We start from the raw sequence: 13,779 nt of genomic DNA, 5'->3' as shown, positions 1-13,779 counted from the left end.
TAGACTGCAACATGACCGTGGGCGCTTTAAAACAGCCCAGAATGCCATTATCGGGGCAGAGTTTAAGACGGCAACCCCAACAGAAACACCCTACTTAATGACTCAATGGGCGGACAATACCAGCTATAGACTAGAAAGCGCCAAAGGTATTTCCGAATTGCTTGAGGTGTTGGCAGATACCCATATCCAACTGGAGCGTATCCACCCATTTTCAGACGGAAACGGACGGACTGGACGGCTTATCATGATGTATTTAGCCATGAGATACTTAAATGCCCCCGTCATCATTAGCAAAGATGACCGCGCCAAATATATGGAGCTTCTGGCCAATCAAGATACCGCTGGACTTGCTGAATTGCTCAAGCAATCACTGGATTACGAGAAGGATAGAGTGGCCCAGTTTTGATTATAGTTACAAACTATAAGGAAAATCAAAAATTGTTACTTTGATGAACTGAAAACAAGCCTATGACAATTAGAAAATTCAATTTTTTCCATTTTTTCGATTTTAGAGAAACCTATGGCAATCTATGGATTATTGTTTTTAGCTATACCCCTTTGACAATTTTATCAATTAACATTATACTTAGTAGGAAAGATGAAAATTTTTTGATGCTAACCGCTAACGGTTGCGCCAAATAAAAAAGCCCTCAAGTATCCTACTACTTGGGGGCTTCGTGCTATTTTAGCACTACCTAGGTTATTTCTTACCTAACCACTCATCAAGCAATTTGCCAACAAAGTAACTGATAATCGCTTCAAGTAGTGCGGTAAGAAAAAGAATGAAAATTTTTGACACTTTCCGCCTCACCTCCCTTCTAAGGCGGTGTAGGTTGTGCCATTGGCTATTATATCAAATCGCCTAATTTTCTACAAGCTCATATAAGCCGATTTAAGGCATTTCAGTCCTATCTGGTATAATTGACCACCTTACCCAAAACAAACGAAAATAGGGGCTATTTTTAGCTCTCCGCATGATATAAACTTTATTCAATCTAAAATCTCTTTTATAACGGCTTGCCTGCTGATGGAAAGGTTTATGATCATGAAAATAACAGAAGTCAAAAAGAAAGACGGCAGCATTGTCTACCGTGCCAATGTCTATCTAGGTGTAGACAACATAACAGGTAAGAAAATCAAGACCAGCATAACAGGACGGACAAAAAAGGAGGTTGGCAGAAAAGTAAAGTATGCGCAACAGGAATTTCAAAAAACAGGGGCGACACGCTTCAAGACGGTACAAGTTGAAAATTATAAAGAGTTGGCTGAACTATGGTTGGAAAGCTATAAATTGACCGTAAAGCCACAAAGCTACCACTGTACCTACTTTTTATTCAAAAAGCATATACTGCCAGCTTTCGGCGATATGAAATTAGAAAGTATCACCCCGCCACTTATTCAAGATTTCATCAATACATTATCGAAAAAACTGGTGAATTTTAAAACAATACATTCTATCAACCGCCGTATTCTTCAATATGCAGTCGTCATGCAATTGATTCCATATAATCCAGCACGGGAAATTATTCTGCCAAACAAACAAAAAGAAGGGCGCAAGGCTATAAAGTTCATTGACCCCGAACATTTAAAAAAGTTTTTAGACCACATGGAAAAATTATCCCAGCAGAAATACGGTTATTATTTCGATTATGTCCTGTATAGTGTTCTATTGGCGACTGGTTGCCGATTTGGGGAGTTGGTAGCCCTTGAATGGTCTGATATTGACTTAGAAAAAAGAAAAATCAGCATAAATAAGGCTTATAACCGCATTCTAAAACATGTAGGAAGCCCGAAGAGTAAAGCAGGAACAAGGACAATCAGCATAGACAAAAAAACGGCGCTTATACTGAAACAGTATCGCAACCGCCAACGGTTAATATATTTAGAATTGGGAGCGCCTGCACCCTCCGTGGTATTTGCTACACCGCTTCAAAAGTATCAAAATTTAGCGGTAAGGCAATCCGCATTAGATAGACGTTGCAAAGAAACGGGCATACCTCGCTTCACCTTTCACGCTTTCCGCCATACCCACGCTAGTCTACTGTTGAACGCTGGCATTAGTTACAAAGAACTCCAGCACCGTCTAGGACATGCCAATATATCCATGACATTGGACGTATATTCTCACCTATCAAAAGAAAAAGAAAATGAAGCTGTTTCCTATTTTGAAAAAGCCATAAATAGCCTATAAGGTGAACAAAAAGGTGAACAAATTTACATTTTTAGAGGTGTAAACCTCCCAAAACCTTATTATATCAACGTTTTCAAGGGGTAAAATAGAACATTATGACTAATTTAAAATTTCAATCCGTCTTCGACATCATCGGACCTGTCATGATTGGTCCGTCATCTAGCCATACAGCAGGAGCTGTCCGCATCGGAAAAATCGTATCATCTATCTTTGGAGAAACGCCAACAGAAGTCGAATTTCAACTCTACAATTCATTTGCTAAAACCTATCGGGGCCACGGAACTGATGTCGCCCTAGTAGCCGGTATCTTGGGAATGGATACAGATGACCTTCGCATTCCAGACTCCCTTGATATTGCCCGTGAAAGAGGCATCAAGGTCTACTGGAAAATCAATAAGGAAAGTAATACACCCCATCCCAACACAACCCGTATCATCATTAAAAATGAACACAAGTCCATCTCTGCAACGGGTGTGTCCATTGGGGGAGGAAATATTCAGGTGACCGAGCTAAACGGCTTTGCAGTCAACCTCAACATGAACACCCCAACCATCATCATCGTCCACCAAGATGTGCCTGGAATGATTGCAAAAGTAACGGATATTCTATCAAAATATGACATCAATATCGCTCAAATGAACGTGACCCGTGAAAGTGCTGGAGAAAAAGCGATTATGATTATTGAAGTCGATTCCAGGCAATGTGGTGACTCCATTGCTGAAATTGAAGAAATTCCACATTTACACAATGTCAACTTCTTTAACTAGAAAGAGAAAATATGTTTTATACAATTGAAGAACTGGTAACACAGGCAAATCAAGATTTTTCAGGTAATGTTGCTGAACTCATGATTGAAACAGAAATCGAGCTGACTGGACGCTCTCGAGAAGAAATATTGACACTGATGTCAAGAAACTTGACAGTTATGAAAGCATCCATTATTGATGGTCTAACAGAGAGCAAATCTGTATCTAGGTTAACAGGAGGCGACGCTGCTAAACTTGAGCGCTATATCCAGTCTGGCAAAACCTTATCAGACAAAACGATTCTCTCTGCCGCCCGCAATGCTATTGCGGTAAATGAATTAAATGCTAAGATGGGATTGGTCTGCGCTACCCCAACTGCTGGATCTGCCGGTTGCTTACCAGCTATCCTCGGAGTTGCTATTGATAAACTTGGACTAACTGAAAAAGAACAACTTGATTTTCTCTTTTCAGCAGGTGCTTTCGGACTTGTTATCGCTAATAATGCGTCTATTTCAGGAGCAGAGGGTGGCTGTCAGGCAGAGGTTGGTTCTGCTGCCGCCATGTCTGCTGCCGCACTTACGTTAGCCGCAGGGGGCTCTGCCTTTCAAGCGAGCCAAGCTATCTGCTTTGTGATAAAAAACATGCTTGGGTTAATCTGTGATCCTGTTGCTGGCCTTGTAGAGGTTCCTTGTGTGAAACGAAATGCTATGGGAGCAAGCTATGCACTTGTTGCAGCGGATATGGCTCTCGCAGGCATAGAGTCAAAAATTCCAGCAGATGAGGTTATTTTAGCCATGTACCAAGTAGGTTCTACCTTGCCCACTGCCTTTCGTGAAACAGCTGAGGGTGGTCTTGCTATTACACCAACTGGTAAACGCCTCGCTCAACATATCTTTGGAAAAAACTAAAAGTTGGGGAAACCCAGCTTTTTCATCGTAAAAAAAGACCGAATCACCTTCGATCTTTTTACAGGGCTTAATACCAGCCATTAGCCAACCAAAATTCCTGAGCAGCTGACCATGAACCATAACGATTAGTCACATAGGCGTCTGCTACACGCTCTTGATTTTCTGCCGAATAGTCACCATTTAAATAACTATCTGTCAACTGGTAACGACCATAGTAAATGCCATTTTGAGCAGTGTAACTACCACCCGATTCTTTTTGTGCAATCCATTCCTTAGCGGCTGCTTCATCTCCTGCAACAGTTGAGGCATAACCTACAGGCGCTTCAGCAACTGCCGGTACTTCTTCAACAGATACTTCCTGAATAACGGGAGCTGAACTTGCAGGTACAGCACGAACTGCTGGTGGCAGTTTTACATTTGTGATAGTTTGACCGCTTGTTTTACCATTTCCTAATTCTATTTCTTGATCTACGTAAATCAAATTTGGATTGGTAATTTTGTTTAATGAAACAAGTGATTCGACGGTTGTTTTATAGGTTACAGCAATCTCAGATAGCGTATCACCAGCCTTCACCTTATAAGTATCAGCATGAACAGCATTTGTCATCAATAGTGAACCCATAGCAATAAATCCTGCAATCATGAATTGGAATTGTTTCGTTGTAAGTGTCATTTTATCTGTATAATCCTTTCTCTCAACTGACATCTATCATACAACTCTAATATTACTCTGACTTTGTGAAAAGGTTACAAATATTACAAATACGTTTAAATTAGACAATAAAAGCACCAAAATGGCGCTTTTTCTCATCTTTTCACTAACTTTTTAAGTAATAAAGAAGAATTCCTAAACCAAGAATCACCAACAAAGCAAGACTATCTGCTAACTTCCATTGTAACATGCGATACTTCGTTCGACCTTCTCCACCCTGATAGCCACGCGCTTCCATAGCCGTTGCTAAGGCATCTGCCCTTTTAAAACTAGAAGCAAATAATGGAATCAGAATCGGAATAACAGATTTTACCTTCTGAACAAGACTCCCCTCGCCAAAATCAACTCCCCGTGCCCGCTGCGCATTCATAATCCTTGTTGTATCATCCATAAGGGTTGGAACAAACCGCAAACTCATGGACAACATCAAACCGATTTCATGCACTGGAACCTTCACATAAGTCAAAGGAGCCAAACCTGCTTCAATACCGTCTGCTAAACTAAGGGGCATAGTGGTTAGCGTGAGCAACGTCGAAAGGAAGATAATCAAAACAAATCGCACAAAAATGATTCCTGCCTGCTGAACTCCTTCCTCCGTCACTTTCAAAATCCAAAATTGCCATAAGACATCGTGACCACCTGTAAAAAAGACTTGAAACAGGGTTGTAAAGAGAATAATGCCAATCATGGGCTTTACTCCATTGAGGAAAAATCTCAATTTAATCTTGGATAAAAAGATGACCAGTAGTACAAATGAAAATAACAAGATATTTGTCACCAGATTATTTGCCCAGAAAATAATCAATAAAAAACTCATCATAACGAGCAATTTACTTCTTGGATCCAGACGATGTATGATGGAATCACCTGGAATATAGCGACCTAAAATTAACTTATCCATGAGCCACCACCTCAATCAATTCCTCCATTGTAATCGGCAGACGCTCAAAGACAAATCCTCTGCGCTCCAAATTCGCTGCAAATTTCGTAATTTTAGGAACACCCAATTGAATACTCTCCATAAAATCAACATCTTGAAAAATTACAACCGGTTTCCCTGATTTTACCAATTTTCCATTGGCCATAATAAACACATAATTCGCAAAATGTGCTACATCATCCATCAAATGCGTTACAAGAACAATGGTCATCCCTGCTTGGTGAAGCTGTTTAAAAATAGCCATCAATTCCTTTCGCCCTGCTGGATCAAGTCCGGCCGTGGGCTCGTCAAGCACTAGAACCTTTGGCTCCATAGCCAAAATCCCAGCAATTGCAACCCGTCGCATTTGCCCGCCAGATAATTCAAAGGGGCTACGATCAAATAACTCTTCAGATATTCCTACTAGAGCTAGCTTTTCACGTGCAATCTCCTCAGCCTCTTCTCTTGAAATACCGAAATTCTGTGGTCCAAAGGCAACATCTTTTAGAACCGTTTCTTCAAAAACCTGACTTTCTGGAAATTGGAAAACGAGTCCCACTTTTTTACGTACTTGTTTAATATCCTTGTTGATAGATGTTGGAGTAATACAAAAATCATCAATGAAAACCGTCCCAGATGTAGGGATATTAAGACCATTTAATAACTGTAAAATGGTCGATTTTCCTGATCCTGTATGACCGATAATAGCAGTGTAAGAGCCATCTACAATCTCCAAATCAACACCAAAAAGTGCACGTCCTTCAAAAGGCGTGTTCGCTTGATATGTATAATCTACTTGTTGGAGAGTAATGCCCATAATGCTTCTTCTAATTCCTCTTCTGTAAAATAGCGCAATGGAATGGCTAAACCTTTATCACTTAATTCCTGAACGAGTTTCGCTGTAAACGGCTGATCAAGCCCTAAATCTTGCAAATCATCACGCATAAACAATTCTGCAGGACTGCTAATTGACTCAATCTTGCCCTGCTTCATCACCATCACCCGATCACTCAAGGCTACCTCATCTAAATCATGGGTAATGGAAAGAACAGTAATCTGATACTTTTCCTTAATTTCTTTAACAATCCGAATTAACTCTAACCGTCCTTCAGGATCTAACATGCTAGTTGCTTCATCAAGGATAATAATACTCGGGCGTAAAGCAACGACGCCAGCAATCGCAACACGTTGTTTTTGACCACCAGAAAGCCTTGCAGGTTCCCGTTTTTTAAAGTCAGCCATTCCAACAAGTTCTAAAGCCTCATGAACCCGTTGTGTCATTTCTTCTAATGGAATTCCTTGGTTTTCGAGACCGAAAGCAACGTCATCTTCAACAGTTGCCCCAACAAACTGATTATCCGGATTTTGAAAAACCATACCAATCTGGCGACGTTTCTCCCAGACATTTGAAGGTGTCAAAATATCTCCAGAAATGATAATTTCTCCCGATTCAGCCTCCAAAAGACCATCAATCAAGCGTACTGTAGTTGACTTACCGGAACCATTGTGACCAATGATTGATAACCATTCCCCTTGTTTCACGTGAAACGTTACATCATCAAGAGTATAGTGGTGATCTTCTACATCGTATTTATAGCTTACATGCTTTACTTCAATTATATTTGTCATTACTGAAAAGTATCCTTAAATAAATAGGAAGTCCCCTTAAAATAATCATAACCTGAATACAAAGTGAAAAATAAGGCGATGTAAAGAGTGATTGTTCCTAATAATTGCCAGTGAACCAATAAAAAGATAATCGCAAACATCTGAGAAAATGTTTTAATTTTACCAGGCATTGCTGCTGCAAGTACCGTTCCACCATTTTCAACCAAGAGCAACCGCAAACCAGTTACCGCTAATTCGCGACAAATAATAATTGCCACAATCCATGCTGGAGCAAATCCTAGCTCAACTAGCATGATAAAAGCTGTCATGACGAGAATCTTATCTGCCATTGGATCCGCAAATTTACCAAAATTGGTGACCACCTGCCATTTACGTGCTAAATAACCATCAAGATAGTCTGTCAAACTAGCAAGTGCAAACAAGATCGCTGCTACAATATGAGCAGTAAGACTGTTCCAAACACTTAAAACTAGAATAAATAGCGGAATTATCAAGATACGACCAAGTGTCAAAGCATTGGGAATATGTTCTTTTTTCATTTTCTTCCTCATTGTTCAATCGTCAGAATCACATTTCCTGACTGATTCATTAAAGCAGATGTATCTAACTTTTGACCCGCAATCGTAATATCAACACCACGAACAACACCTAACACCAGAGTCGCTGTCGAAGTCCCTGCTGGAAGTGTTGCTGATACCGTTGGATTTTCCGCGGACAGGGTAAACCCACCTGCAATCTCAGTATCCGTTAAACTCACCCAGCTTGTCACACTAGACACAGTCAGAGTAACAGCAACCGGTTCTTTAGCTCCCTTAACCGTTACAGCTAATTCGCTCCCACCACCAGAGGTTACCAAGCTAACACCTGATACTTGACTACTAGAAGAAGGAGCAGTAGACGAGGAAGTGCTTGCAGAAGCTTCACTTTCTTTCGCCTCCGTAATCATACTCGAAGATTGCGATACCACGCTGTAAGAAGTACTTGTTTCTGTAATTCGTGCTTGATTTTGGACACGAGTGTATACGATATATGTCACAAAAAAAAGGATAAAAGTCGAAGCTAGCAGTAAATATGTCAAGGGTAGATACGATGTTTTCTTTCGTTTCACTTTATAGCTTCTTCTCAATTCAGATTGTAGCTCTGACTCTTCTCCTGCTTCATAGTACATCACCAAACTATTGTTATCATAAGCATCAATCAAGACCGATGCATCTAGCTCCAACACCTCAGCATAACGTTGTAAAAACGAACGGATATAGGCTTTATCTGGAATAAAATCAAAATCATTGTACTCTAAAGCCTGTAAATATTTGGCATGGATTTTCGTCATTCGTTGCAAATCAGCAAAATTCCAACCACGATTTTCCCTAGCAGCACGCAATACCTCTCCTATACTTTTTTGTCTCATAAGTTCCTCTCTCTATCAATTAGTTTTCAATATCATATTGTACCAAAAAATTAGGGAAATTTCGATGGTAATTTACTTTTATTTTGGAAAAATCATAAAATCTATCATCTCACAGTTAGAAATAAATTGACGTCCAACTTCTATTACTTCCTCCAGTGTCAGACGGTTCAAGAGTTGAGGAATATCAAAAATCGTCTCTGTTTCTGAAACATGCTCTACAAAGTACCCAACTGTAAATTCGGATGAATTGAGACCACGGATAAACTCTCCATACATCTCATTTTTTAAAATGGTAAAATGCTGCTCCGTAACACCATCATCGTGCTCAAAGTTCAACAAGGCCTTTTTTAACTGACTTGAAACAGTAATGGGTTCAGCTGTATCCGCTGTCACCACTACAAAATGGTACCCACTTTGTACCTCAATATGGAACGAAAAAGAGTAATCAATCTTATTTTCACTGTATAAGGTTTGGTATCTCTTAGAGGTACGACCGACTAACATGGATAATAAAAAACTAAGACAAATTCGATAATGCTGCTCTCTCCCTTGTGCAATCAAATCATTTCCTCGCAAGCCAATCGCCATTTTAGGGAGAGCCACCTCGTCATACTCCTTGCGGTCCTGTAATATCGGATTTTTTGGAAGTAAGGTAAAGTTGCGCTTTTTTTCAGCAGTAGCATGATTCTCCGATTGATCCTTCACAATCCATTGAAAGACCTCATGAACATCTATGTCCCCCATGACAACCAATGTCATCTCCTGTGGTTGATAAAACTGCTGAAAATTCTCTTGCAATATCCTAGCAGAAATATGCTCAATAGACTCTCTCGAACCTGCAATATCCTCAGCCAAGGCTGTATCAGGGTACAAACTATTTAGAATTCCCAAGTACAAACGATGATCTGGGTCATCAGCATACATATCAATTTCCTGACCAATAATCTCTTTTTCTCGTTCAACACTCTCCTCTGTAAAATGCGTCTCTCTCACCATTTTCTGTAGTAAGAAAAGAGGCTGACGGAGGTCTTCCGTCGTTGAAAAAAGATAACTCGTCTGGTTAAAACTGGTATAAGCATTTGCATTTGCACCATATTGAGCAAACTCCTGCAGTGCATCACTACCATTTTCCATTTCAAACAGTTTATGTTCTAAAAAATGGGCAATGCCTGCTGGATAACTCTTTTTTGTACCGTCAACATCTGTAAATTCATTGTCAATCGAACCAAACTGAACCTTGAGTATAGCATATGTCTCTTGAAAATCTTTTTTTGGAATCAACACAACTGTCAAGTCATTTGTCAATTTTCCATAATAAACAGGATGCTTCAAGTAAGAGTAGGATTTTTCTGTCAACTTCATCTTTACATTTCAACTCCTTCCATAAAATAAACTGCTTGCAAACGAACAAATTTTGAAGCATGAATAATATCTTCTCTTGAAACTCGTTTGACAGCTTCCATCCATTCTTCTAGCTCTAACTGCTGTTCTCCAAAAATGACCTGATTATAGGCTTGTTCAATCAGCTGTCCCTGCTTATCCTGAGAAAGAGTGGCCGAATGGAGCAACATCTTTTTTGTCAGCTCTAATTCTTCGTCCGTGAAGTGACCTCTTTTTATGGCTAGCAACTGCTTACTGATTTGGCTCATAGCTCTTTTACGCTTGTCTTTATCAATTCCTGCATACACTTTTAAAAGACCCGAAAAAATGTTCAACTGACTGCCGATTGTATAAGCAAGGCCTTCCTTTTCACGGACATTGACAAATAATTTTGAATGAGCAAAACCTCCAAACAAACCATTTAGAACAATTAGAGGAATATGATTGACATCACTGTAAATAAATTGTAAATGATAGGCTAATTCTAAAATGGATTGTCCTGCTTCTTTTCGCTCCATTTTTTCTCTGACAACATTTGAAAAATCCTGCTTATAGATCCACTCTAATTTTGGGTTACGATAAGAAAAGCGAAAGGCTTTCAATTGATTGATAACTTCCTCCTGATCAAATTCTCCAGAAAAGAAAAAATCAATCCGGTCTAGATGAATCATGTCGTGTAAAGCCTTGTAAACTGTCTCTGCTGTTTCTTTTTCTACTAACTGACGCTTTCCAATACGCGGAATTTTCAACGATTCTTCTTCAAAAAACAAGCTCGAGAGTTCCACATTTGCATGATAGAAATGATCTTCCACCTCTGTATCAAGATAGTTTAATAAATTTGTCTTTTCCACATCAAAGAAATCTTGCTCAAAAGCCTCCTTTTTAATCAGTGGCTTAAAGAGACAGGCATATAGAAAATCTAGCATTGGTATCGTCAAATCTGATTTTTCTGGCAGATAGCTTGACTTTACGTAGCTTATTTTTATATCAATCGAATGTACTCGACCTTTTTTTGACACACTAGTGGAGAAGTGCGCGCCGTATAACTCTGCTAAACGCTGATGAAATTGATGAGAATTGGGATATTCTTGATTGGCCATATTCAATAAGTTAGAGAGTAAAACACGACCAGCTACTGTTTTTTGATCCATTGGAGCTGCAAAACGAACCAAAATCTGATTCGTTGTAAACTTTTCTCCCTTTAAAAAATGTACATGAACACCCTCTTGCAATTTCATACCTAACTCCTCTAAAAACATTCTAAATTCAATTATACCATTTTATGGTATAATAAACTGAAACGAGGTAACTTATGGACTACAAATTATATGACGAATACATTCTTTTACAGGCCTTATTAAAGGAAGTTGGAATTATCCCAAGCGGAGGAGCTATCAAGAAATTTTTACAGGAATTTCCCGTCTTTTTTAATGGTGAAAAAGAAGAACGCAGACGCAAAAAAATCCGTATTGGAGATGTTATCAGTATTCCAACCCACAATGCTACGATTACCATTGTTGCACCAACTGAGGACGAGCAAAAACAATATGAGGAAGACAAAGCAGAAAAAGAGCGTATCGCTAAGCTCGTAAAACAGCTAAATGCTCAAAATAAACAAGGAAAGATAACAGTAATTCCTTCTGCTAACACTCCTAAAAACAAAAAGAAAAAAGCTCCTGTCCGCTTCCCAGGTACCTAAGTATGTGGTTAGAATCTTTACGTTTACAACATTTCCGTAATTACCAAGAATTAGACATTCGCTTTCATGACGGATTAAACGTATTTCTTGGACAAAATGCACAAGGAAAGACAAATATCCTAGAGAGCATCTATTTCTTAGCGCTTACCCGCAGCCACCGAACCCGCACAGATAAGGATTTACTTCAATTTCAAGAAAGACATCTTACTCTGAATGGATTACTTCATCGGCAAACAGGTAAACTTCCACTTGACATTGAGTTGACAGAAAAAGGACGTATCACTAAAGTCAATCATCTCAAACAATCTAAATTATCTGATTACATCGGCCATATGAATGTTGTTCTTTTTGCTCCAGAAGATTTACAACTGATTAAAGGATCACCAGCCCTCAGACGAAAATTTATAGATGTCGAGTTAGGACAAATCAAGCCAATCTATCTGTCTGACTTATCTCATTACAATCACATCCTCAAACAGCGAAACACTTATTTAAAATCTGCCAATTCGATTGATGAGACCTTTCTTTCTGTCCTAGATCAACAATTAGCTGAATATGGCAGCAAAGTAATTCTACAACGAATTGATTTTCTAAAGAAATTGGAATTTTTTGGCAACAAAAAAGTGATTGAAATTTCCAATCAAGCGGAAGAATTAACTATTCACTATCAATCTTCTATTAATTTTACAGGTTCAGACAACATAGTTGACAGTTTCTTGACAGAACTAGCAAATTGTCGTAAACGAGATTTGTTCAAAAAAAATACAGGTGTTGGACCCCATCGCGAGGATATTAACTTCTTTCTAAATGGTGTCAATGCCCACTATGGAAGTCAGGGGCAACATCGTAGTCTAGTTCTTTCGCTGAAATTGGCTGAAATTGAACTCATGAAAGAAATAACCAAAGAATATCCTATCTTACTACTTGACGATGTCATGAGTGAACTTGACAACAATCGTCAAGTAAAATTACTAGAAACTATCTCTCGAAATATCCAGACATTTATCACTACAACTAGTCTTGACCACCTTTCAAAATTACCTGATAAAGTAAAAATATTTACTGTCAATCAAGGAATAATTGAAGAAGAGGCTGAGACAAAAGCCCAATCCTAAATATAAAAAGCGAACAAAACTGGTTTTCTGACACTCAGAATTCTGTCTTGTTCGTTTTTTATGTCTAATTTATCAATTTAAAGAATTTCAAAAAATCAAAATCTTTTTGCCTCAAACTCATTGTTTTCTTTACAACTTTGTCAAGTTTAGAATGATTTAACAATACCAAGTAAAATAGCCCCTGCTACAAAACAAATCATCCCTATGATCAACCAACCTACTTCTTTTTTTGTCTTTGTTTCACCTAAAAAGAGAATACCGCAAATAATGGAGATAATCACACCTAATTGGGAAAAACTAAAGGCAATAGCTAGACCAGCCTTTGCAGCTGCAAGTAGCATAAAGATATTTCCAATTCCCCACATGATGCCTACCAAAGCGTTTTTTAAAACAACACCTTCTAATCGAATTTGAAATTTCATAGACAGCATTGCGCCTAGTACCATTCCTACAGCCATTGGTAGAATAACTGCCAAAGCATCAAAATGCATGATGTTATTAAACAAAATAGCATACGATAAATAACCGATTGTGGAGGACGTTAGCGCACGGAATCCTTTCCCAAAATCAGAACCCTTCTCTAAAGCCACTTTATGTGAATCCTGTTTACTCGTGAAGTAAAAACCGATCACTAAGAGGAATAAAGCAATAAACCCCAAGAAAAATTGAATGGATTTGGTCCACTCATCAAAGACAATCGCACCGATTAAACTGCCAACTACCAACTGAGCACCACTGGATAGCGGATTTGCGACAGATACTCCCATATACTGCATCGCTTGAAATTGTCCATATTGACCCATGGACCAAAGCATACCGCCTATTATGCCAAATAACCATAAAGAGGGAGTCATTTCTGGCCTTGCTAAAATCCAAACTATCAAAGCAAACAAGAGAGCGCCTAGTGTCATTCCAAACGTTTGCTGGTTTGGCCTGCCACCAATCTTATTACTGACAAAACCAATACTGCCCCAAGCAACCATGGGGACTAGCGCAAATAAAATACCTTGCATTCTTTCTCCTTTACAACCATATTTACAACTTTGTAAATAATATTTACACTATTGCAAAC

General features: G+C 38.9%; 15 protein-coding genes. 6 read left to right on the top strand and 9 right to left on the bottom strand.

Annotated features, from left to right (window positions below):
- The 4 genes from ABPH35_RS04130 to sdaAA form a co-directional block, all read left to right on the top strand.
- On the top strand, positions 1 to 406 hold a 406-nt coding region (locus tag ABPH35_RS04130; protein WP_368849611.1), incomplete at its 5' end, for a Fic family protein.
- A 639-nt stretch (positions 407 to 1,045) separates the two neighbouring features.
- On the top strand, positions 1,046 to 2,191 hold the full coding sequence (locus ABPH35_RS04125) for a tyrosine-type recombinase/integrase (RefSeq protein ID WP_368849610.1): 1,146 nt from the start codon (positions 1,046 to 1,048) through the stop codon (positions 2,189 to 2,191).
- Between the two features lie 95 nt (positions 2,192 to 2,286).
- Entirely contained in the window at positions 2,287 to 2,958 is a 672-nt protein-coding gene (gene sdaAB, locus ABPH35_RS04120) for an L-serine ammonia-lyase, iron-sulfur-dependent subunit beta (protein WP_349987799.1), read from the top strand.
- Between the two features lie 11 nt (positions 2,959 to 2,969).
- Positions 2,970 to 3,845, top strand: a complete 876-nt coding sequence (sdaAA, locus tag ABPH35_RS04115) for an L-serine ammonia-lyase, iron-sulfur-dependent, subunit alpha (RefSeq protein WP_349987800.1) — start codon at positions 2,970 to 2,972, stop codon at positions 3,843 to 3,845.
- Positions 3,846 to 3,912: 67 nt separating this feature from the next.
- Here sdaAA and apf read toward each other — a convergent pair whose 3' ends face one another.
- From apf to yfmF, 8 genes are all read right to left on the bottom strand, one after another.
- Positions 3,913 to 4,488 (bottom strand): aggregation-promoting factor, encoded by a 576-nt coding sequence (apf, locus tag ABPH35_RS04110; protein WP_405054561.1) that lies wholly within the window; start codon positions 4,486 to 4,488, stop codon positions 3,913 to 3,915.
- Between the two features lie 175 nt (positions 4,489 to 4,663).
- A complete protein-coding gene (locus ABPH35_RS04105) occupies positions 4,664 to 5,458 on the bottom strand; it encodes an energy-coupling factor transporter transmembrane component T family protein (RefSeq protein WP_349987802.1) in 795 nt (264 codons plus the stop codon).
- A complete protein-coding gene (locus tag ABPH35_RS04100) occupies positions 5,451 to 6,293 on the bottom strand; it encodes an energy-coupling factor transporter ATPase (protein WP_349987803.1) in 843 nt (280 codons plus the stop codon). Before ABPH35_RS04100 ends, ABPH35_RS04105 begins: the two co-directional genes overlap by 8 nt.
- The gene (locus ABPH35_RS04095) at positions 6,269 to 7,105 is read right to left on the bottom strand and encodes an energy-coupling factor ABC transporter ATP-binding protein (RefSeq protein WP_349987804.1); all 837 of its coding nucleotides are present in this window, start codon (positions 7,103 to 7,105) and stop codon (positions 6,269 to 6,271) included. Before ABPH35_RS04095 ends, ABPH35_RS04100 begins: the two co-directional genes overlap by 25 nt.
- Positions 7,105 to 7,644, bottom strand: coding sequence for a CDP-diacylglycerol--glycerol-3-phosphate 3-phosphatidyltransferase (gene pgsA / locus ABPH35_RS04090; RefSeq protein WP_349987805.1), 540 nt, complete (start codon positions 7,642 to 7,644; stop codon positions 7,105 to 7,107). Before pgsA ends, ABPH35_RS04095 begins: the two co-directional genes overlap by 1 nt.
- 8 nt (positions 7,645 to 7,652) lie before the next feature.
- Complete coding sequence (gene rodZ / locus ABPH35_RS04085; protein WP_349987806.1) at positions 7,653 to 8,513, bottom strand: cytoskeleton protein RodZ; 861 nt, start codon at positions 8,511 to 8,513, stop codon at positions 7,653 to 7,655.
- 78 nt (positions 8,514 to 8,591) lie between these two features.
- The gene (gene yfmH / locus ABPH35_RS04080) at positions 8,592 to 9,875 is read right to left on the bottom strand and encodes an EF-P 5-aminopentanol modification-associated protein YfmH (protein ID WP_349987807.1); all 1,284 of its coding nucleotides are present in this window, start codon (positions 9,873 to 9,875) and stop codon (positions 8,592 to 8,594) included.
- Between the two features lie 2 nt (positions 9,876 to 9,877).
- Positions 9,878 to 11,131, bottom strand: coding sequence for an EF-P 5-aminopentanol modification-associated protein YfmF (gene yfmF, locus ABPH35_RS04075; RefSeq protein ID WP_349987808.1), 1,254 nt, complete (start codon positions 11,129 to 11,131; stop codon positions 9,878 to 9,880).
- Positions 11,132 to 11,205: 74 nt separating this feature from the next.
- Here yfmF and ABPH35_RS04070 point away from each other — a divergent pair, with 74 nt between their 5' ends.
- Both ABPH35_RS04070 and recF read left to right on the top strand, forming a co-directional pair.
- Positions 11,206 to 11,592, top strand: coding sequence for an RNA-binding S4 domain-containing protein (locus ABPH35_RS04070; RefSeq protein WP_349987809.1), 387 nt, complete (start codon positions 11,206 to 11,208; stop codon positions 11,590 to 11,592).
- Between the two features lie 2 nt (positions 11,593 to 11,594).
- Positions 11,595 to 12,707: a DNA replication/repair protein RecF gene (recF, locus tag ABPH35_RS04065; RefSeq protein ID WP_349987810.1), complete on the top strand. Its 1,113-nt coding sequence runs from the start codon at positions 11,595 to 11,597 to the stop codon at positions 12,705 to 12,707.
- A gap of 146 nt (positions 12,708 to 12,853) precedes the next feature.
- Here recF and ABPH35_RS04060 read toward each other — a convergent pair whose 3' ends face one another.
- On the bottom strand, positions 12,854 to 13,720 hold the full coding sequence (locus ABPH35_RS04060) for a GRP family sugar transporter (protein ID WP_368849609.1): 867 nt from the start codon (positions 13,718 to 13,720) through the stop codon (positions 12,854 to 12,856).
- Between the last annotated feature and the right edge of the window lie 59 nt (positions 13,721 to 13,779).

The organism is Streptococcus handemini (genome assembly GCF_040984445.1).
Classification (GTDB): Bacteria; Bacillota; Bacilli; order Lactobacillales; family Streptococcaceae; genus Streptococcus; species Streptococcus handemini.
This window is presented reverse-complemented; position numbering and strand designations above follow the sequence as displayed.

What these genes read in the sequence shown, in the direction of transcription:
- ABPH35_RS04070 (WP_349987809.1), top strand. Translation starts at nt 11,206, where the DNA reads ATGGACTACAAATTATATGACGAATACATTCTTTTACAGGCCTTATTA.
- sdaAA (WP_349987800.1), top strand. Translation starts at nt 2,970, where the DNA reads ATGTTTTATACAATTGAAGAACTGGTAACACAGGCAAATCAAGATTTT.
- sdaAB (WP_349987799.1), top strand. Translation starts at nt 2,287, where the DNA reads ATGACTAATTTAAAATTTCAATCCGTCTTCGACATCATCGGACCTGTC.
- ABPH35_RS04105 (WP_349987802.1), bottom strand. Translation starts at nt 5,458, where the DNA reads ATGGATAAGTTAATTTTAGGTCGCTATATTCCAGGTGATTCCATCATA.
- yfmF (WP_349987808.1), bottom strand. Translation starts at nt 11,131, where the DNA reads ATGAAATTGCAAGAGGGTGTTCATGTACATTTTTTAAAGGGAGAAAAG.
- pgsA (WP_349987805.1), bottom strand. Translation starts at nt 7,644, where the DNA reads ATGAAAAAAGAACATATTCCCAATGCTTTGACACTTGGTCGTATCTTG.
- apf (WP_405054561.1), bottom strand. Translation starts at nt 4,488, where the DNA reads ATGATTGCAGGATTTATTGCTATGGGTTCACTATTGATGACAAATGCT.
- rodZ (WP_349987806.1), bottom strand. Translation starts at nt 8,513, where the DNA reads ATGAGACAAAAAAGTATAGGAGAGGTATTGCGTGCTGCTAGGGAAAAT.
- ABPH35_RS04100 (WP_349987803.1), bottom strand. Translation starts at nt 6,293, where the DNA reads ATGGGCATTACTCTCCAACAAGTAGATTATACATATCAAGCGAACACG.
- yfmH (WP_349987807.1), bottom strand. Translation starts at nt 9,875, where the DNA reads ATGAAGTTGACAGAAAAATCCTACTCTTACTTGAAGCATCCTGTTTAT.
- ABPH35_RS04125 (WP_368849610.1), top strand. Translation starts at nt 1,046, where the DNA reads ATGAAAATAACAGAAGTCAAAAAGAAAGACGGCAGCATTGTCTACCGT.
- recF (WP_349987810.1), top strand. Translation starts at nt 11,595, where the DNA reads ATGTGGTTAGAATCTTTACGTTTACAACATTTCCGTAATTACCAAGAA.
- ABPH35_RS04060 (WP_368849609.1), bottom strand. Translation starts at nt 13,720, where the DNA reads ATGCAAGGTATTTTATTTGCGCTAGTCCCCATGGTTGCTTGGGGCAGT.
- ABPH35_RS04095 (WP_349987804.1), bottom strand. Translation starts at nt 7,105, where the DNA reads ATGACAAATATAATTGAAGTAAAGCATGTAAGCTATAAATACGATGTA.